Consider the following 17,378-nt stretch of genomic DNA (forward strand, 5'->3'; position numbering starts at 1 on the left):
AGGCAGGCCCCAATGCCGCAGATCAGAATTGCTGATCACCTGCGCACGCATTGACTACAACCCCTGACGATCGGATTGCCCGCCGTTTTAAGCCCTTTTCCAGGCTAATTTCCTTTTGAGGATTCCTATGACCAATATTTTGAAAAATTACGATAAAGCCGAATTGAAGCGGCTCGATAACGCCCATCACATGCACCCTTTCACCGATCATAAAGGCCTGGAAGGCGAGGGCGGCAGCCGCATGATCGTGCGCGCCGACGGCTGTTATCTCTATGATATTGACGGCGAGAAAATTTTGGACGGCATGTCCGGCCTGTGGTGCACCAATGTGGGTTATGGCCGCAAAGAGCTGACCGAGGTTGCGGCCGAGCAAATGAATGAGCTGCCCTATTACAATACCTTCTTCAAGACCTCGACCCCGGCGGCGGCATTGCTGGCGGCCAAGGTGGCAAGCCTTCTGCCGGATGACATGAACCATGTGTTCTTCTCCGGTTCCGGTTCGGAAGCCAATGACACCAACCTGCGCATGGCCCGCCATTTCTGGCAGTTGGAAGGCAAGCCGAACAAGAAAATCATCATCTCCCGCAACAATGCCTATCATGGCTCGACCATCGCCGGTGCATCACTGGGCGGTATGTCCGCCATGCATAAGCAGGCGGGCCTGGAAATCTCCGGCATTGAACATGTGCAACAGCCTTACTGGTTCAAGGAAGGCGTTGGCATGGATGAGGATGAATTTGGTCTGGTGGCTGCCAAGGCGGTTGAGGATAAGATTTTGGAAGTGGGCGCGGATAATGTGGCCGCCTTCATCGGTGAGCCGGTCCAGGGGGCGGGTGGCGTAATCATCCCACCAAAAACCTATTGGGCCGAGATCAACCGGATCTGCGAGCAATATGACATTCTGCTGATCTGTGACGAAGTGATCTGCGGTTTCGGCCGCACCGGCAACTGGTTCGGCCATCAGACCCTGGGCATCAAACCGGATATCGTGACCATGGCCAAGGGCCTGTCTTCCGGCTATCTGCCAATCTCTGCTTCCGGTGTTGGCGATCGTGTTTACAACACGCTCTATAAAAAGGGCGGTGAATTCTACCACGGCTATACCTATTCCGGTCATCCGGTGGCGGCCGCGGTGGCGCTGCGCAATATCGAGATTATTGAGCGCGAAGGCCTGGTGGAAAAAGTCAGAAACGAGACCGGCCCCTATTTGGCGCAGCAGCTGGCAACACTCAATGACCACCCGATTGTCGGCCAGACCCGCACGCTTGGCCTGTTGGGCGCGATCGAGATCACCAATGACAAGGCGGCGCATACCCGGTTCGAGCCCGAAGGCCGTGCCGGCACCATCTGCCGCGATAACTTCTTCGCGCGCAATGTGGTCATGCGCGCCTGCGGTGATGTGATGGTCTGCGCGCCGCCGCTGATCATTGACAAAGCCGAGATCGACCATCTGGTTGCGACCGCGCGCGAATGCCTGGATGCGACCGCCAAGGAACTGGGCGTGATGTAATCACCCTCATCCCAATCGCGAGAAAGGCCTCGGAACCATCCGGGGCCTTTTTTGATTTACACGGTTGTTTTTCTGGCAATCACCCGAATTTCGATGATGGCACCGGGCACCGCCAGTTCCGAAACACCGATCGCGGTCCAGGCGGGGTAGGGTTCGGTGATGAATTCATCTTTCACCTGTTTGAAAGCCTCCAGATGGGATTGCAGGCCGACATGATAGCTTGTCATCTCGACAATGTCGGAAAATCCGGCGCTGGCGGCTTCCAGGGAGAGGGCGATTTTCGCAAAGGCCTGTCTGGTCTGGGCTTCGATCCCGTCATCAATCCCGCCGCCTGGCTTGCTGCCCGTGCAGCCGGACAGGAATAGAAAACCGTTGCTCTCCACGGCGGGAGAGAAATGCCAGTCGGTATAGTTGCTTTCCAGTCCTTTCGGAATGATTGGATTCATGACGGTTTGCCCCTTTGTGATTTTTATACTCAAATTGAGAATTAAAGCTTGTGCCCGGAAAAATGACAGTCTATGGTCAATATGTCAGCGGATCGCTGGCAATTGAACATAAACAGGCACCATCTGGATAGACCAACCGGTGCCTTTGGCAAAGGAGCTTTGTCATGTCCCATCAAGGGCTGAATGCGAATCCAGCAAAGGATTCATCCACGAAACTCTCCCTTAAAGATCAAACTGTCGCGCGCAAGGCCTGGAAATATGATTTCCTTGTCTTCATCGGGCGGTTCCAGCCGTTTCATAATGGCCATCTGGCCGTGGTTGAACGGGCGCTTGCCCTCTCACAGCGATTGATCATCTGTGTCGGGTCCAGTGATGCCGCCCGCTCCAGCCGGAACCCATTCACCGCGGAAGAACGGATTGCCAGCATCAGAGATTCGCTGGGCGCGGCCGAGCGGGAACGGGTTGTTTTCATCCAGATCCAGGATCACACCTATAATGACACAGCCTGGATCGAGCAGATCCAGTCATCGGTCGCCAGTGTGGTGTGTGATTATGGATTCGGGGACAGCCGGGTCGGTTTGATCGGCTATTCCAAAGATGAGAGCAGCTATTATCTCAATCTCTTCCCGCAATGGGCTTCCGAGAATGTGCGGCAGGATGTGATCTATAACTCCACTGACATCCGGCGTGACTATTTCCGGTCCAACCCGATCATTTCGGATCATGTCATGCCCGAAGCGGTTGTGGACTTTCTTAAGGATTTCCTGCGTGACGAATCCTATCGTGCCCTGGTGGCGGAAAGTGAGTTTATACGCAAGTTCAGGAAACAGTTCGAACAGCTTCCCTATCCGCCGACCTTCAACACGGTCGATGCTGTGGTGATCCAGTCCGGGCATATCCTTATGGTGCGCCGGGGGGCGATGCCGGGAAAAGGCCTGTGGGCGCTGCCCGGTGGCTATCTCAATGTGGATGAAACGCTGATCGAGAGCATGCTCCGGGAATTGCGGGAGGAAACCCGCCTCAAAGTGCCGGCACCGGTGCTCAAGGGCAATATTCAGGCAGTGCAAACTTTCGACGACCCGCACCGCTCAGCCCGCGGGCGCATTCTCACCCAGGCCTATCTGATCAAACTGCCAGACGGACCGCTGCCCAAGGTTAAGGGGGGCGATGATGCGGCCCATGCGGCGTGGCTGCCGCTGGGTAGCTTGAAGCCGCGTGAGATTTTTGAGGATCATTATCACATCATCCAGGTGATGAAATCCCGGTTGAAGGAAGACCGGATCTGATGAATGCCAAGGCCGGGGAACCCGGCCGCGGCACCAACCGGGAGGGACCGGGACAGACCTAACCTCTCCCTTGATTGCAAAGGAGCTTTGCGATGTTCGACAATATCATTCTCAATACCGATTCCTATAAAGCCTCCCACTATCTCCAACTGCCGCCGGGCACGGAGGAGCAATCTTCCTATATTGAAGCCCGCGGGTCCGACCGGGGCTGGGACAAGGCGGTTTTCTTCGGGCTTCAGGCCTTCCTGAAAGAATATCTGACGAAACCCGTCACGCTTGCGATGATCGATGAAGCGGAGCAGTTCTGGGCAACTCATGGCGAACCGTTCAACCGGGAAGGCTGGCTCTATATCCTCAATGCGCATGAAGGCTATCTGCCGGTTGAAATCCGGGCGGTCGCGGAAGGCACGATTTTGCCAAACGGCAATGTGATGGTGGAGGTGGTCAATACGGATCCTGAATGCGCCTGGGTGACGAGCTATCTGGAGACGGCTTTGCTGCGCGCGGTCTGGTATCCTACGGCGGTTGCCACCAACAGTTATTTCGCCAAGCGGGCAATCTGGCAGGCCTTGCTCAAATCCAGTGAGGATCCGGCAGGACAGATCGCCTTTAAACTTCACGATTTTGGCGCCAGGGGTGTCTCTTCCCAGGAAAGTGCGGCCTTGGGCGGCATGGCGCATCTGGTGAATTTCTCCGGCACGGACACGGTGGCCGGCGCCCTGGCGGCGCGGCGCTATTATAATGAGCCGATGGCCGGATTTTCGATCCCGGCCTCGGAACATTCCACCATCACGAGCTGGGGCGGGCCCGATGGAGAGGAAGAGGCCTTCCGCAATATGCTGGCCCGTTTTGCCAAGCCTGGCAGCCTGGTTGCCTGTGTCTCCGACAGTTATGACATTTATCACGCGGCAGAGGAATTATGGGGCAGCCGCCTGAAGAAGGACGTGTTGGAAAGCGGTGCTACCCTGGTGGTCCGACCGGATAGCGGTGATCCGCTGACGGTGCCGGTAGAGGTGATCAGTATCCTGGCCGGGAAATTTGGCTATCACTTGAATGCCCTTGGGTACAAGGTTTTGAACCCGGCTGTCCGGGTGATCCAAGGGGATGGCATCACGGCCGAAAGCCTTCCCGTAATCCTGGAAAACCTTATGGCAGCGGGCTTCTCCGCCGACAATATTGCCTTTGGCATGGGCGGCGGCCTGTTGCAGCAGGTCAATCGGGACAGCTTGAAATTTGCCATGAAATGTTCCGCGCTCAAGGTGGACGGATACTGGCGCGATGTATTCAAGGACCCGGTCACGGACCCGGGAAAGAGATCGAAAAAGGGCAGGCTGGCCCTTGTGTTGGAGCAAGGTGAATATAAAACGATCCGCCGTGAGGATCGGCATGCGGAGCAGGAGGATCTTTTGAAAACAGTCTTCCGTGATGGCCGGATCTTGAAACTCTACAATCTCAATGAAATCCGGGCGCGTGCCGGGGCGGAATTTGAGAAGGTGGATGAGATTAAAGCGGTTGCATGACCAAACGCTGATCAAACCGGGGCCGCCTGACGGGCGGCCCTATTTTTCTTTCGGCGGCAGGGTGGAGACAAAATCGATCGCCAGCCGGACAAAGCGCGCGAGCGCGTCATCTTCCTCCATGGCGGCGGGTTGGATCGTGGCCCAGCCTTTCATCACCCGCCCGGTCAGGTTCATCGGCCCCACATGATCTTCCGCCAGGATTTCATCCGCGCATTCCAGGCCGACCCTGACGATCAGGGTGTCTTTGTGGATGCCAAGGCACATATTGCCATTGAGCATATAGCCGAAGCCGCCAAACATGCGGGTTTCGCTCAGCCCGCCGATAGGGGCGAAGCGGTCTGTGATGATTTCCTCCAGCCTCGCGGCCAGACCTGAGTCAAATGGCATGATTTTGGCCCTTCCCCCTTTCTGTTTCAGGGGCAGGATAGCCGGTTCCATGCCATGGCGCCAATCGATTGTCAGGCTGGCCAGGTTTCAATGAACGGATCGACCTCGGGGCGTTTCTTGGCGCGCAGCGTCTCGGTTGGCGTGCCCAAATAGAGATAGCCGATGATTTCATCTTTCGGGGCCAGGCCCAGGCCTTCCTTGACGATCACGTCCTGGGCGGTCCAGCCGGTCAGCAGCACGCCGCCAAACGGGCTGGCGTCAATCGCCTGCAGGATATTCTGGGTGGCACAGGCGGTGGCGACCACCTGTTCCACCGGCGGCACCTTGGGGTGGTTTTCGGTGATCACCGCGCAGACCGCCACAATCAGGGGGGAACGCATCGGCTTGGAGCGCAGGGTGGCGATCATTTCCGCATCGGCATCCGGTTCTTTGGCCCGCAAGGCGGCTTCGAACAGATCGGCCAGGCGCATCCGGTCATCGCCGCGGATCACTTTGAAACGCCACGGACGGACCGCGCCATGATCCGGCGCGCTCATGCCGGCTTCCAGCAAATCCCGCAATTCCGAGTCATTGGGGGCCGGATCGGCCAGCAGGGCTGCTTTGACGGATTGGCGGTTCTTGATGGCGCTGATGATATCCATGGACTGTCCCAACTGTTAGAGGCCTTATTCTAATAAACTTTGTTGAATATAGTTATTAATTGCAAAAGGAAAAAGGCTGGATCTCAGGCCGCCTATTCCTGTTGCTGGCGGGCGAGGCTGGTCTGGCGCAACCACCCCAGAATCAAGCCCGCGGCCAGGCCGCCCAGATGGGCCTCCCAGGCAATCCGGCCCTGCACACCGAAGGCTGAGGCCGGCAGGATTCCGAATAATAAATTGACCGCGACCCAAACGACCAGGAAAGTCAGGGTCTGTTTACGGGTTCGGAAAAAGGCAGGTTGGCGGTGGGCGCTGGTGGCAATCGGTTTCAAGGCAAATCCGATCAATGCGCCCATCAGCCCGGACACAGCCGCGGATGCCCCGATCACCGGCAGCATGCTTTCCGGAAACAGCAGCGAGACGGAGGCGGCCCCCGCCAGGGCACCGATAATATAAACCAACAGGAAAAAGGCGCTGCCGGCTTGGCGCAACAAAGCGCTGCCCAGCGCCAGCAGCATGGCCATATTCACCAGGACATGGGTCCAGCTGCCGTGCAGCAGCGCATATCCGACCGGAGATAGTAAAGTGGCCAGCGGATCAACGGACATCAGCTGGCTGTGGGCAAAACGCAAGGGGATATAGGCCAGGGTCATATCCACTTTCCGGGTCAGCTCGGCCGGGCCGAATTCCAGCAGGGCATGTATGCCGACTGTGATAAGCGCCAGCCATTTGATGATGCCGGGGATCAGGAAAATCGGTTGAGAGGGAGAGGAATGATCTGACAAAGGGCAGGTCCTGAAAAAACGGGGGGGCGTCTCTTTCCTCTGAAGATAGGGAGGACGCACGGGTTTGACAATCTGGAAGCTTACCCGGTCATGGGTATTGGCATCGTGGCTGTTGAATGGCCATAATCGCAGGTTGGAAAAACATATTTGGGAGAGGGCGGCAATGAATCTCGCCATTTGGCTGGATCGGGCAGGAGCGGCCCACGGGGATTTCCCGGCGGTCGCGATTGGCGACCGGGTTTTCATGACCTATGACCAGCTGGCCGAACGTGCGGCCAGGCTGGCAGGCGGCTTCACCGGGCCATTGGGGTTGAAGCCGGATGACCGGGTCGCCTTGATTTCCGAAAATTCGGCTGATTACCTGGAATGCCTGTTCGGGATCTGGCATGCGGGGGCTGTCGCGGTGCCGGCCAATGCCAAGCTGCACGGTCGGGAACTGGCGTTCCTCCTGGAGGATAGCGGCGCCAGGATATGCCTGGTTTCGGCAAAGCTGGCGGATCAAGTGCGCGAGCATTTGCCGGAGACGGTTGCGCATCTGATTGTGATCGGCGGGGATGACTATGATGAATTGATGTTTGAAGACCCTCTTGCCGTCGCACCGCGAGCGGGCGATGACATGGCCTGGCTGTTCTATACCAGCGGCACGACGGGCAAACCGAAAGGCGCGATGCTTAGCCACCGCAATCTGCAGGCGATGACCATGGGTTATCTGGCGGATGTGGATGAGGTGCGCCCCGGTGACACGATCCTGCATGCGGCCCCTATGAGCCATGGGTCGGGCCTCTATGCGCTGCCTCATATCTGTAATCTGGGCATCAATGTTATCCCTGAAAGCGGCGGTTTTGATCCGGCGGAGATTTATGATCTGTTGCAGCACTGGGACCGGGTGGCCATGTTTGCCGCGCCGACCATGGTGCGTCGCCTGATGGATCATGAAACCGACCTCGGCACAGGAAAGCTCAAAAACATCATTTATGGCGGCGGGCCGATGTATGTGGCCGATGCGGAATTGGCTCTGCGCCGGTTCGGACCCAAACTGACCCAGATCTACGGCCAGGGCGAAAGCCCTATGACCATCACGGTGCTGACCCGCCACGTGATTGGTGATGAACGCCATGTCCGGCGCCGGGAGCGATTGGCCAGCGTCGGCCTGGCCAACAGCATGGTCGAGGTGGCGGTGATGGATGATACGGGTGATCCCCTGCCACCGGAAGAGGTGGGCGAGATCTGCGTTCGTGGTGATGCGGTGATGCTGGGCTATTGGAAGAATGCCGCAGCCACTGAAAAGACCATCCGGGCAGGATGGTTAAGGACCGGGGATATGGGCTGCATGGATATGGATGGGTTCATCACACTCAAGGACCGGTCCAAGGATGTGATCATCTCGGGGGGGAGCAACATTTATCCCCGCGAGGTGGAGGAATGCCTGCTGACTCATCCGGATGTGCATGAATGTTCGGTGATAGGACGCGCTGACCCGGAATGGGGCGAAATTGTCGTGGCCTATGTGGTGGGCAGCGCCGATGAAAAGGCGCTTGATGCCCATTGCATCCGCCAGATAGCCCGTTTCAAACGGCCCAAAGCCTATATTTATGTGGAGAATCTTCCAAAGAACAATTACGGCAAGATTCTAAAAACAGAACTTCGGCAGAGGGATCAGGCCCGGTCCTTTCCGTGACGGCAGCTTGCAAAGCCATGAAAGATTGCTGATAACCGGCATGATCAATGGAAGGAAAGATCAAGAGAATGACCAGAGGCGATCAGGAGCTGCTGAGCAAGCTGCGTGCGCGTAAATCCTCCACCCGCAGCCTGAACCGGCCGGGTGGCCGCTTACTGAAACAGCCGGATGCGTTGAGCCAGCAGGCGGCGGACAGGATCGAGGCGCAGGCGGCAGAAATTGAGCGCCTGCAAGGGGATCTGGACCTGTTGCGGGATGCGGTGCGCGAGCTTCTGGCCCATGATGCCTGGCAGGGGGATGCGGAAGCGATCGAGATCTGGACCGACCGGCATTGGAAAGCCTTGCGCCCGGTCACGGAAGGCTGAGGAAGTAGGCGGTGGTTCTTGTAGCCAGGCCATAGACGATGTGCAGGATGTTGTTTTCTATCGATTATTATCTCTGCTGGCTGGTTTTCCTGCGTTCATAGAAACCCTGCCATCCCTCCGGTTCTGGATTGTTTTGGCAATAGTTGTTTTGATAGTCCGGGGAGAGCTGGCTGAACCAGTCCGAAAAATAAGACAAATAATCTTCACCGCCGCCCATACGCCAGCCGATAGATCCAGCCTTGATATGGGGAAGCGCAATCCATGGTGCTTCCATCGGATCCGGGTATACCGGCTTTTCCAATGAAACGGCGAGATGCTTAATCATTGAATCCAGCTCTTTGGGTGTCATGCGTTCATCATCCATTGGAAAGGCCTCTCGCCGAAATTGGTGGCGTTAGTGGTCGCGCCCAACCAGCAAGGTCGCGCCCTCAACCCCGGTGACGCGGTATGTCGCATTCATGTCCAGCTCGCTGCCTGATGGATCCTTGACCAGCCAGCTGCTGTCATCCAGGTTGGCGCGGCCGCGCCCGCCCAGCCGGGTTTCGGTGACTTTGACCTCACGGCCGATATATTGCGCACCGCGCTTGTTCAGGGTCGGGTCGGCGCTTTCAATCGGGTGGCGGCGCAGCCAGACCCGGTAGCCGACCACGGTGACCAGGGAGAGGATACCGAATATCAAAAGCTGGATTTCCCAGGCGAGGCCCGGAATGGCCAGTTGCAGCAGGCCGACCACCACGGCGGATATACCGCACCAGAGCAGCACTGTGCCGGGGATGGCGAGTTCCAGAATCATCAGCACGGCACCGGCGATCACCCAGTGCCAAAATTCCATCCTGCTGAGAAGCTCTTCAAGGGTCATGATGGTTAGGCCTTATCCTTGCCGAAGGTTTCCTTGGCAATTTCGGCGATACCGGCCAGGGAGCCGATAACGCCTGTCGCTTCCAACGGCAACAGCAGGGTTTTCTGGTTCGGCGAGGTGGCGAATTGCGACATGGCCTCGACATATTTCTGGGCAACAAAATAATTGATCGCCTGGGCGTTGCCGGAGGCGATGGCCTCGGATACAACTGCGGTTGCCTTGGCTTCCGCCTCGGCTTCACGCTCCCTGGCCTCAGCATCCCGGAAGGCGGCTTCCCGGCGGCCTTCAGCCTCCAGGATGGCGGCCTGCTTTTCCCCGTCGGCGCGCAGAATCTGGGATTGTTTTTCGCCTTCGGCTTCCAGAATGGTGGCACGTTTTTCACGTTCGGCCTTCATCTGGCGCGCCATGGCATCCACCAGATCCTTCGGGGGGGCGATATCCTTGATCTCAATGCGGGTGACTTTAACACCCCAGGGGTCGGTGGCATTGTCGACCACACCCAGCAGCCGCTTGTTGATCTCATCCCGGTTGGAAAGCAGCTCGTCAATTTCCATGGAGCCCAGCACGGTCCGGATATTGGTCATGGTCAGGTTCAGGATCGCACGTTCCAGGTTGTTGACTTCGTAAGAAGCCTTGGCCGCATCGAGGACCTGGAAGAAAACCACGCCGTCAACGGTGACCTGGGCATTGTCCCGGGTGATCACTTCCTGGCTGGGCACGTCCAGGACGGTCTCACGCATGTTGACCTCCTGTCCGATCTTGTCAATCAGCGGTACGATCAGATGCAGTCCGGGGGTGAGGGATCTTGTGAATTTGCCGAACCGCTCCACGGTATATTCCATGCCCTGCGGCACGGCCTTGACCGCCAGAAACAGCAGAAACAGCGCCAGCAGCGTAATGACGATCGTGGAAATACCCGGAAGGCCGATGCCAAAATCCATCTCATCCCCCTATGAAATCTTGTTTATCCTTCTAATGGATATAGGGCCTAATGCGATGGCAAACAAGAAAAACAGGCTGTTATACCGCCGGGGCGGACACGTCTGGCCGTGCGGATTTCCGGCGATAGAGGAAGCGATGGAACAGGTGATCCGGCAGGGCATGGACAAACAGCCCCAGCGGCACCATCACTGCGATGGTAAACAGAATGCGCCCGGCCAGGACACCTGACCAATGGCCACCCATGGCCATGGCGATCAGGCTGTCCTCAATCACGGAATGACAGAGGATCAACAGGCAGGTCGCCAGGAAAATGCTGCGCGGTTTCAAATGGCCCTTTTCAATCTCCTGCAGGATCAGGCCTGCCCCGAAGGTAAGGCCCAACAGGACGCCCACCATGGTCAGAGGCGCTGCATTGGGCCCAATGCCGAACAACCGGAGCGTTGGTGCGAGTATCCGGGTCAGCCAACCGGTAAGCCCGGATACTTCCATGAGCTTCAGCCCGGTGAGCAGCGCCAGGATGACCCAGAAAATGGAAAAGAGGGATTGTGCGCTGGCGATTGCCCAATCAATGATACCCATCTGCCCGCTATCGGTTTCTGCTGCCCAGATGACAACCGCCTCGCCGCCGAGCCAGCCTGTGGCCGCATAGAGGCAATGAAGCAGATAGCCATAAGCCGCCATGGCCGCCAGCCGAAACAGGGTGGTCAACCCCAGTCCACAGCCGGTTTTCTGGATGATACGCTGTTCGATCGGCAGGGCATGGGCGGTCAGCATCATGCCGGCCAGTACCGTGACCTGGGCGGTGGTGAGCGACATATCCTGCAGCAATGTCACAAGGGCGGCTGCTCCGCCATAGATGCCAACCAGCAGGTTGGTGGCCAGGATGATGGCCGCTTCCGGCGGCAGGCCGACCAGATCCATCAGCGGCGCAAACAGGGCGGAGAGCAGATCAACCAAGCCAAAACGGATACCCACCTCGACCAGGATCATGACCGGCAGCATGATTTTCACAAGCTGCCAATAGAGTTTTAGACTGTCGGCCAGGATTTGGCGCAGAGGCAAAAGGATCTTGTTCATCGAAGATGTCCCGTAACAATTGAGCATATGAAAGTGATGCCGACTCTCACTCAAGTCTTACGGGAAGAGGGTTCGAATTGGTGATCGATTTTTAGTTTATTTTGCAATATTATTCGGTTGATTGGCAATTTTTGTGAGATTTATTACATGGATCGGATTGATCGCTGGATCTTGGATCTGCTGCAGCGGGATGCGGATATCACCAATTCGGAATTGGCGGATAAGGTCGGTCTGGCGGCCAGCAGCTGCCTGCGCCGGGTCCAGCGGCTGAAGGAAACCGGGGTGATTGAACGCCGGGTGGCACTGGCCAATCCCCGGAAATTGGGCCGCAATCTCAAGGTGATCATATCGGTGGAACTGGTGCATCATGGCAGTGGGGTCGGGGTGGACTGGATGGCCAGGGTCGTCGAGGATCCCCGTGTGGCCCAGGCTTATGGCACTACAGGGGAACAAGATGCCTTTGTTATCTTGAACCTGCGCGATATGGAGGAATATCAGGACGTGTCGGAAGAACTGTTTGGACAGGATCCCATGGTGGCTCGCTATTATACTTATTTCGTGCGGGAGGCCAGGAAATGCGATACAGCCATCCCGACAGATGTAATCGGACAGGATCAATGACCGTAGACTCTCCCGTACCAGACAGCAGCGGTGCCGCCGCCCAGTCCCAGATTTCGATCAGTTATCAGCATATGGAAGACAGGCTGTTGCTCCGGATTGCTTGTGACGGCCGGGATAGCCGGATCTGGCTAACCCGGCGGATGGTGAAAAACTTCTTCCAGGCCCGCGACAAGCTCTATGAACTTCTGGAAGACGGCCAGTATCGCGACCCGGCCGAAAAAGCGATCCAGGATTTCAAGGAAGAGGCAGCCATGCATCAGGCGGATCTTTCCATCCCCTATCATGCTGATGGACTGGAGCCTTTTCCAAAGGACGGCCCCCTGCTGGCAGTGAAGATCAAATTCACGCCCTTGAAGAATGGGCGGATCCGGCTGGTTTTTCTGAACCCGGATGATCTGGAAGCGCCTTTTTCATTGGGGCCGTCCGATTTCCGGATGCTGGTTCATCTGGTGACGGAAGGTATGGCCAAGGCCAAATGGGCCTTGGAACCGGCGAAAGCAGGCATGGCCGATGGTCCTTCAGGTGTGATGCATTGATGACCCGAAATTAGATCGATCGGGCCATGCGGACGGCGGTATTGCCGCGTGGCGCGCCGGGCTGGGGCATGACCAGGAAACAATCGTCATAAGGGGTGACAACCGGGGTCACGCCATCCAGGCCCAATTCGGTTCCGGCCCGTTTGATACGCTCCATCGCCTGAACGGATCTGGTAAAGAAGAAGGCTTCATGTTCCACCGTGACCGTGTGGGTGACGTCAAGCACTCTTTCCTTGCGGGCCGATGGCAGGGTCAGCCACGGGGCGGCTTTTTCCTGCTCGAGAATGCCGGTTGCCGTCATAAAACGCAGGCAGCTGTTGATGGCAAATTCAGCAGTGGCCTGACGCCAATGCTGACCGCATTCCATCAATATCGATGCCGGCCGGATTGAGCCACTCGAAAACCGGTCGAAATCGCGCAGGCGAAACCCAGATGCATGCCCCCGATCCATGATGATATAGGGGGCAAGGCCAATGGCGCGCGCCAAGGTCACGCCTTTCTCCTGCTTGCCGGCCAATGCCAGGGGCTGGCAATCGTCCGACATGGAGTGGATGTCGAGAAGATAATCTGCCTGCTCAACAACGGGCAGGATTTCCCGAGCCCGGGCCAATTCCCGGCTGGCTGGCCCGTTTTTCAATGTCTCCCGAGACCAAACCCGGTTCATATCCACGTCAAGATAGCGTGAAAGATGGGGTTTTGCCGGATTGAAACAGCGGTATGCCGCCACATTGGCAAAGCACAGGGTGAGCGTGCCTATATCCGGTCGAATATCGTTCTTCATAAGGAAATCCAGGGCAACAGCGCCACTGATTTCATTGCCATGGATCAGTCCGGTGATCAGGATGTTGGGGCCTGCTTTTCCGGAAGTGAATTGATGCACATAGTCCAGGCCGGTATTGCCTGTGCGATAGGCGGAAATATCCGGGGCCTGATATTCGACGTCAAATCTCATCATGGTTCATTCTTGATCTCCGCAACAGGACCATCAAACCACAAGAGTTGTTAACATTTGCTTGTCACAATCGGTTTTTCCACTTTCAGCGTATAGAGGGAAAGACCGACAAAAACTTTCCGTTTAAGGGTCTGTTTACTTCGCTGATGGATAGTTGAATGGCTGCATGAACATCAAAGGAAGGGCTGAGTTATGCCGGTTTGCGCCCGATGTGAAACACTGCCGGAACTGATCAAAGGGGATGCGACGCTATTTTTGTGGCCCCCCTTGGGGCATACCCGCGGTAAATTGAAAAAGATCTTCACGTCTTTCGGGGCTGTTACCGACTATGGCAACGGCATGTCGCTGGCGGTGACTCCGGAGAGCCTGCCAGACCTTCTGGAGATGGTGGAAAGGGGGCTAACCCGTGGTGAAATGGTCGATACCCATGTTTTAATCCATGAGGGAGGTGGTGAACCGACACTGGTGGATTTTAATGGTTTGGCCACATTGAAGGCGGTGGTTGCCCTCTATCGCAGCGATTGGCTTTTGGGGATCTTGAAAGGGGATCGGTTGCGGACCTTCTTTCAGCCCATTGTCCATGGGGACGGCAATAATGAACCCTATGCCCATGAATGCTTATTGCGTTGGGCTGATGAGGATGGTGGCCTGAAACCGCCTGTGGAATTGTTCTCTGCGGCCCGTGACGCGGAGATGTTGTTTCAACTGGATCGTTTCGCACGGGAGGCCCATATCAGGAATGCGGCAAAAACGGGCGGGACATCCAAGTTTTTCCTGAATTTTACGCCGACGGCGATTTATGACCCGGCAAATTGCCTTGCCACCACCTTTCGGATCATCGAGCAGGTCGGGCTTGAAAGCGACCGGGTGATATTCGAAGTGATCGAAACCGATCAGGTTGATGATGTTGATCATCTCAAGCGCATTCTCAAAACATATCAGGAGCGGGGGTTTGAAGTGGCTTTGGATGATCTGGGGGCGGGGTATTCAACATTGACCTTGTTAGGGGATTTGCAGCCCGATTATGTGAAGCTGGACAAAGACCTCATCCGGAATGTCCATGGTGACCGATATCGCGCGGAGATGGTGAGCCGCATCATCAGTCTGGCGCATGAATTTGAAATCCGTGTGATTGCGGAGGGAATAGAAACCCGGGAGGAGGCAGCCTGGCTGACCAGTCAGAAAGTGGATTTTATGCAGGGTTTTTTCTTTGCCAGACCAGCCCCGGAACCTTTAGCTATGCTGGAGCGTCGACGCCAGATCTGATGGTTGGGGACTGAGTGCCTATATGGTCAGAGGATCCCGATAATCCTCAATTGTTGCGACAATCCTTCTGGTTTATTGAAGTGATGGGTCAGGAAGCCCAGTCTCTCTGCCGCTTCGATATTTGCTTTGTTGTCATCGATAAAAAGGGTTTCTCTCGGTTCAAGACCGAACCGTTCGATGGCAAGATGGAAGATGGCCGGATCGGGCTTGATCAAACCTTCATAGCCGGAGACAACGCGCCCGTCGAAACTTTTGAGGAAAGGATAGACAATCTCCACCTTCTCAAAGGTTTCCCAGGAAAAATTGGACAGTGCATAGGTCGGATAGCCCATTTTCTGAAGCTTGTCCAAAAGGGTAACTGTTTCCTCAATCGGCCCGGCCACCGTTTCCATCCAGCGCTCGAAATAGAGCTGGATGACGTCTCGGTAATCGGGATGGCGGGCAGTGGCCTCCGCAAGACCTTCGGCCCAGGGGCGGCCCCGGTCCTGTTCTTCGTTCCAACTTTGCGGGCAGACTTCGGTCAAAAAGAAATCCAGCTCTTCAGGATCGGGAAGCAGATCGCTGAACAGGTGACGCGGGTTCCAGTCAATCAACACATTGCCGATATCAAAAAGAAAAAACTGGGGAGACATGGGGCATCAGCCTGGCAGGTGGGAAAGGAAAACTTGGAGCCATGATCCGGGGGAACGGGATAAATTTCAACCGGACACTCTACTTTTAACTGCATGTTAGGGAAGTTTAGGCAGAATCGTCATAGGACTTGGCTGATTTTGGGGGGTGTCATTCAACCGCTTAATGAAATGACCGGACTGAATGTGCCGGATCGGAAAAAGATCCTCGTTGCTTCCCCGGCGGCGGGCGACATGGGCGATGTGATCCCGGTGATGGATCTCTATTACGATGTGGATCTGACCGATGATGCCTTTCAGGCTATTGGTTGGGCGGTGGAACGCGCCTATCACATGATTGTCCTGGATGACCATCTCTCCGGCAGCGACGGTTATGTGATTGCCCAGAAAATGCAGGACCAGGGAAGCCGGTCCCCGATCCTGATGCTGGCAGAGGAAGAAAGCCAGGCGCAGGCCGGTCGCAATGAGGGCCTCTGCCGGGATTATGTGCAAAAGCCGTTTGATCAATATGGGTTCCTGGAAAAATTCTGGCATATCTGCGACCATGCGGCAGAGCAGGAATGGGACGAACTGCCCGACACCCATTCGGAATTGTTGAAATCCACCCGAGAGCATTATCGCTGGATCACCGATGATCTGATCCGGCATGGCCGGATGGATGGTGAGGCCATTGACGCCTGCACCGGTCAGGTGGTGACGGCGGTGGAGGCAGGCATCGCCTTTGAGGCACTTAAGAAGCTTTCCGGCTACCATGAAAGCACCTATGCCCATTCACTGCATACCGCAGCACTAATGACGGTGTTCGGCAATCAGATTGGCTTGAGCAGCGATGATGTGGAGGTGATCACCGCTGTGGGGTTCCTGCATGATGTTGGAAAAATCCGTGTCCCCCGGGCTATTTTGGATAAGAAAGAGCCTCTCACTGCCGGAGAATGGGAGCGTATCCGTGAACATCCGGAATGGTCCGGCCACTATATCCGCGAATCGGAAAATGTGAACAACCTGATCGCCATGCCGGCCGAACGCCATCATGAAAGGCTGGACGGCAGCGGTTATCCGCTGGCGCTTGCCGGCGGCCAGATTGATGACCTCAGCCTGGCGGTTGCCATCGTCGATATTTTTGCTGCCCTGACTGAGGATAAACCCTATCACACGGCCATGAGCCTGTTTGACGCGCTGGAAGAAATGCGCCCCATGCGCGGCCATCAGTTGGAAAGCGGTTTTTTTGACCGGTTTGAAGAGGTTGTACCGGAACTTTATTGAACCTCCTTGGAGAGATCTTGCCTTATCTCCGTCAAAGGCAAATAGTGCGCCGGACGAAACCGGAAAAGGGGATAAGGGATGATCCGGCAGGCAACAGAAAGTGATTCCATCAAAATATCGGCTCTGGCCACTCAGGTTTTCCTGGATACTTATGCGACAGAGGGTGTCAGCGAACGGATCGCACGCTATGTGGTGGAAAATTTCAGACCGGAAGATTTCGAGAACCGGTTTCACACTGAAGGGCGCGAAACATATCTTTACGAGTTGGAGGGCAATCTTGTTGGCCTGATGGAATTGCATCTGGCGGTCCCCTGTCCCGCTCGCCCGGCTTGTCGTCTGGAAATCGAAACGCTTTATGTTTCAAGGCATTTCCACGCTCGGGGCATAGGCAGAGATCTGCTGGCGCTGGCCTTGGATCGGTCACGGGGGCCTTCCGGCGGTAAAGAAGGTGAAAAAGGTACCGGCGCTGGCCTTTGGCTGACGGTCAATCACCAGAACACGGCGGCAATCCGGTTCTACGACAAGCTGGGATTTGAAAAAATCGGTACCGATTTTTTTGATTTATTGGGGGAGAGCCACGAAAATCACATTCTCTGGCGTGCTCCCCCAATTTGAGGA

20 protein-coding genes are annotated in these 17,378 nt (G+C 56.2%); 10 read left to right on the plus strand and 10 right to left on the minus strand.

Annotated features, from left to right (window positions below; translation table 11 throughout):
• The first annotated feature begins 127 nt into the window (after positions 1–127).
• On the plus strand, positions 128–1,510 hold the full coding sequence (locus tag DFP90_RS14250) for an aspartate aminotransferase family protein (protein WP_115937157.1): 1,383 nt from the start codon (positions 128–130) through the stop codon (positions 1,508–1,510).
• Between the two features lie 56 nt (positions 1,511–1,566).
• Here DFP90_RS14250 and DFP90_RS14255 read toward each other — a convergent pair whose 3' ends face one another.
• On the minus strand, positions 1,567–1,956 hold the full coding sequence (locus DFP90_RS14255) for a RidA family protein (RefSeq protein WP_115937158.1): 390 nt from the start codon (positions 1,954–1,956) through the stop codon (positions 1,567–1,569).
• Between the two features lie 164 nt (positions 1,957–2,120).
• Between DFP90_RS14255 and DFP90_RS14260 the strand changes: the two genes are divergently transcribed.
• Complete coding sequence (locus DFP90_RS14260) at positions 2,121–3,242, plus strand: bifunctional nicotinamide-nucleotide adenylyltransferase/Nudix hydroxylase (protein ID WP_115937159.1); 1,122 nt, start codon at positions 2,121–2,123, stop codon at positions 3,240–3,242.
• A gap of 92 nt (positions 3,243–3,334) precedes the next feature.
• Positions 3,335–4,762: a nicotinate phosphoribosyltransferase gene (locus DFP90_RS14265; protein WP_115937160.1), complete on the plus strand. Its 1,428-nt coding sequence runs from the start codon at positions 3,335–3,337 to the stop codon at positions 4,760–4,762.
• A 39-nt stretch (positions 4,763–4,801) separates the two neighbouring features.
• Here DFP90_RS14265 and DFP90_RS14270 read toward each other — a convergent pair whose 3' ends face one another.
• The 3 genes from DFP90_RS14270 to DFP90_RS14280 form a co-directional block, all read right to left on the minus strand.
• A complete protein-coding gene (locus tag DFP90_RS14270; RefSeq protein WP_181905363.1) occupies positions 4,802–5,149 on the minus strand; it encodes a TfoX/Sxy family protein in 348 nt (115 codons plus the stop codon).
• A gap of 71 nt (positions 5,150–5,220) precedes the next feature.
• On the minus strand, positions 5,221–5,790 hold the full coding sequence (locus tag DFP90_RS14275; RefSeq protein WP_115937162.1) for a nitroreductase family protein: 570 nt from the start codon (positions 5,788–5,790) through the stop codon (positions 5,221–5,223).
• Between the two features lie 92 nt (positions 5,791–5,882).
• The gene (locus tag DFP90_RS14280; RefSeq protein ID WP_181905364.1) at positions 5,883–6,572 is read right to left on the minus strand and encodes a rhomboid family intramembrane serine protease; all 690 of its coding nucleotides are present in this window, start codon (positions 6,570–6,572) and stop codon (positions 5,883–5,885) included.
• 163 nt (positions 6,573–6,735) lie between these two features.
• Here DFP90_RS14280 and DFP90_RS14285 point away from each other — a divergent pair, with 163 nt between their 5' ends.
• Positions 6,736–8,250 carry an AMP-binding protein gene (locus tag DFP90_RS14285; protein ID WP_115937233.1) on the plus strand — a complete coding sequence of 505 codons (1,515 nt, stop codon included), beginning with the start codon at positions 6,736–6,738 and terminating at the stop codon, positions 8,248–8,250.
• A 68-nt stretch (positions 8,251–8,318) separates the two neighbouring features.
• Positions 8,319–8,615 (plus strand): hypothetical protein, encoded by a 297-nt coding sequence (locus DFP90_RS14290; protein WP_147301018.1) that lies wholly within the window; start codon positions 8,319–8,321, stop codon positions 8,613–8,615.
• A 67-nt stretch (positions 8,616–8,682) separates the two neighbouring features.
• Here the strand turns inward: DFP90_RS14290 and DFP90_RS14295 are convergent, their stop codons facing one another.
• From DFP90_RS14295 to DFP90_RS14310, 4 genes are all read right to left on the minus strand, one after another.
• Positions 8,683–8,979 (minus strand): hypothetical protein, encoded by a 297-nt coding sequence (locus DFP90_RS14295; RefSeq protein WP_115937164.1) that lies wholly within the window; start codon positions 8,977–8,979, stop codon positions 8,683–8,685.
• A gap of 30 nt (positions 8,980–9,009) precedes the next feature.
• Positions 9,010–9,474, minus strand: a complete 465-nt coding sequence (locus DFP90_RS14300) for an NfeD family protein (RefSeq protein WP_115937165.1) — start codon at positions 9,472–9,474, stop codon at positions 9,010–9,012.
• A 5-nt stretch (positions 9,475–9,479) separates the two neighbouring features.
• Positions 9,480–10,415, minus strand: coding sequence for an SPFH domain-containing protein (locus DFP90_RS14305; RefSeq protein ID WP_115937166.1), 936 nt, complete (start codon positions 10,413–10,415; stop codon positions 9,480–9,482).
• Positions 10,416–10,494: 79 nt separating this feature from the next.
• A complete protein-coding gene (locus DFP90_RS14310) occupies positions 10,495–11,493 on the minus strand; it encodes a nucleoside recognition domain-containing protein (RefSeq protein ID WP_115937167.1) in 999 nt (332 codons plus the stop codon).
• A gap of 147 nt (positions 11,494–11,640) precedes the next feature.
• On the opposite strand from DFP90_RS14310, the gene DFP90_RS14315 reads away from it, so the two are divergent.
• Both DFP90_RS14315 and DFP90_RS14320 read left to right on the plus strand, forming a co-directional pair.
• Positions 11,641–12,114: an Lrp/AsnC family transcriptional regulator gene (locus DFP90_RS14315; RefSeq protein ID WP_115937168.1), complete on the plus strand. Its 474-nt coding sequence runs from the start codon at positions 11,641–11,643 to the stop codon at positions 12,112–12,114.
• Positions 12,111–12,650 (plus strand): hypothetical protein, encoded by a 540-nt coding sequence (locus DFP90_RS14320; RefSeq protein ID WP_115937169.1) that lies wholly within the window; start codon positions 12,111–12,113, stop codon positions 12,648–12,650. Before DFP90_RS14315 ends, DFP90_RS14320 begins: the two co-directional genes overlap by 4 nt.
• Positions 12,651–12,660: 10 nt before the next feature.
• Here DFP90_RS14320 and DFP90_RS14325 read toward each other — a convergent pair whose 3' ends face one another.
• Positions 12,661–13,605 (minus strand): M14 family metallopeptidase, encoded by a 945-nt coding sequence (locus tag DFP90_RS14325; protein WP_115937170.1) that lies wholly within the window; start codon positions 13,603–13,605, stop codon positions 12,661–12,663.
• Between the two features lie 189 nt (positions 13,606–13,794).
• On the opposite strand from DFP90_RS14325, the gene DFP90_RS14330 reads away from it, so the two are divergent.
• A complete protein-coding gene (locus DFP90_RS14330) occupies positions 13,795–14,868 on the plus strand; it encodes an EAL domain-containing protein (protein WP_115937171.1) in 1,074 nt (357 codons plus the stop codon).
• A gap of 26 nt (positions 14,869–14,894) precedes the next feature.
• Here the strand turns inward: DFP90_RS14330 and DFP90_RS14335 are convergent, their stop codons facing one another.
• Positions 14,895–15,500, minus strand: coding sequence for an HAD family hydrolase (locus tag DFP90_RS14335; protein WP_115937172.1), 606 nt, complete (start codon positions 15,498–15,500; stop codon positions 14,895–14,897).
• Positions 15,501–15,668: 168 nt separating this feature from the next.
• On the opposite strand from DFP90_RS14335, the gene DFP90_RS14340 reads away from it, so the two are divergent.
• Together DFP90_RS14340 and DFP90_RS14345 are read left to right on the plus strand one after the other, a co-directional pair.
• Entirely contained in the window at positions 15,669–16,760 is a 1,092-nt protein-coding gene (locus tag DFP90_RS14340; RefSeq protein ID WP_181905365.1) for a response regulator, read from the plus strand.
• A gap of 78 nt (positions 16,761–16,838) precedes the next feature.
• A complete protein-coding gene (locus DFP90_RS14345; protein WP_115937174.1) occupies positions 16,839–17,375 on the plus strand; it encodes a GNAT family N-acetyltransferase in 537 nt (178 codons plus the stop codon).
• The last annotated feature ends 3 nt before the right edge of the window (positions 17,376–17,378 follow it).

This window comes from Aestuariispira insulae (genome assembly GCF_003385955.1).
In the GTDB taxonomy this organism is placed as follows: domain Bacteria; phylum Pseudomonadota; class Alphaproteobacteria; order UBA8366; family Aestuariispiraceae; genus Aestuariispira; species Aestuariispira insulae.

What these genes read in the sequence shown, in the direction of transcription:
- DFP90_RS14275 (WP_115937162.1), bottom strand. Translation starts at nt 5,790, where the DNA reads ATGGATATCATCAGCGCCATCAAGAACCGCCAATCCGTCAAAGCAGCC.
- DFP90_RS14260 (WP_115937159.1), top strand. Translation starts at nt 2,121, where the DNA reads ATGTCCCATCAAGGGCTGAATGCGAATCCAGCAAAGGATTCATCCACG.
- DFP90_RS14325 (WP_115937170.1), bottom strand. Translation starts at nt 13,605, where the DNA reads ATGATGAGATTTGACGTCGAATATCAGGCCCCGGATATTTCCGCCTAT.
- DFP90_RS14285 (WP_115937233.1), top strand. Translation starts at nt 6,736, where the DNA reads ATGAATCTCGCCATTTGGCTGGATCGGGCAGGAGCGGCCCACGGGGAT.
- DFP90_RS14310 (WP_115937167.1), bottom strand. Translation starts at nt 11,493, where the DNA reads ATGAACAAGATCCTTTTGCCTCTGCGCCAAATCCTGGCCGACAGTCTA.
- DFP90_RS14270 (WP_181905363.1), bottom strand. Translation starts at nt 5,149, where the DNA reads ATGCCATTTGACTCAGGTCTGGCCGCGAGGCTGGAGGAAATCATCACA.
- DFP90_RS14335 (WP_115937172.1), bottom strand. Translation starts at nt 15,500, where the DNA reads ATGTCTCCCCAGTTTTTTCTTTTTGATATCGGCAATGTGTTGATTGAC.
- DFP90_RS14295 (WP_115937164.1), bottom strand. Translation starts at nt 8,979, where the DNA reads ATGGATGATGAACGCATGACACCCAAAGAGCTGGATTCAATGATTAAG.
- DFP90_RS14330 (WP_115937171.1), top strand. Translation starts at nt 13,795, where the DNA reads ATGCCGGTTTGCGCCCGATGTGAAACACTGCCGGAACTGATCAAAGGG.
- DFP90_RS14340 (WP_181905365.1), top strand. Translation starts at nt 15,669, where the DNA reads ATGACCGGACTGAATGTGCCGGATCGGAAAAAGATCCTCGTTGCTTCC.
- DFP90_RS14345 (WP_115937174.1), top strand. Translation starts at nt 16,839, where the DNA reads ATGATCCGGCAGGCAACAGAAAGTGATTCCATCAAAATATCGGCTCTG.
- DFP90_RS14305 (WP_115937166.1), bottom strand. Translation starts at nt 10,415, where the DNA reads ATGGATTTTGGCATCGGCCTTCCGGGTATTTCCACGATCGTCATTACG.
- DFP90_RS14315 (WP_115937168.1), top strand. Translation starts at nt 11,641, where the DNA reads ATGGATCGGATTGATCGCTGGATCTTGGATCTGCTGCAGCGGGATGCG.
- DFP90_RS14255 (WP_115937158.1), bottom strand. Translation starts at nt 1,956, where the DNA reads ATGAATCCAATCATTCCGAAAGGACTGGAAAGCAACTATACCGACTGG.
- DFP90_RS14290 (WP_147301018.1), top strand. Translation starts at nt 8,319, where the DNA reads ATGACCAGAGGCGATCAGGAGCTGCTGAGCAAGCTGCGTGCGCGTAAA.
- DFP90_RS14320 (WP_115937169.1), top strand. Translation starts at nt 12,111, where the DNA reads ATGACCGTAGACTCTCCCGTACCAGACAGCAGCGGTGCCGCCGCCCAG.
- DFP90_RS14300 (WP_115937165.1), bottom strand. Translation starts at nt 9,474, where the DNA reads ATGACCCTTGAAGAGCTTCTCAGCAGGATGGAATTTTGGCACTGGGTG.
- DFP90_RS14250 (WP_115937157.1), top strand. Translation starts at nt 128, where the DNA reads ATGACCAATATTTTGAAAAATTACGATAAAGCCGAATTGAAGCGGCTC.
- DFP90_RS14265 (WP_115937160.1), top strand. Translation starts at nt 3,335, where the DNA reads ATGTTCGACAATATCATTCTCAATACCGATTCCTATAAAGCCTCCCAC.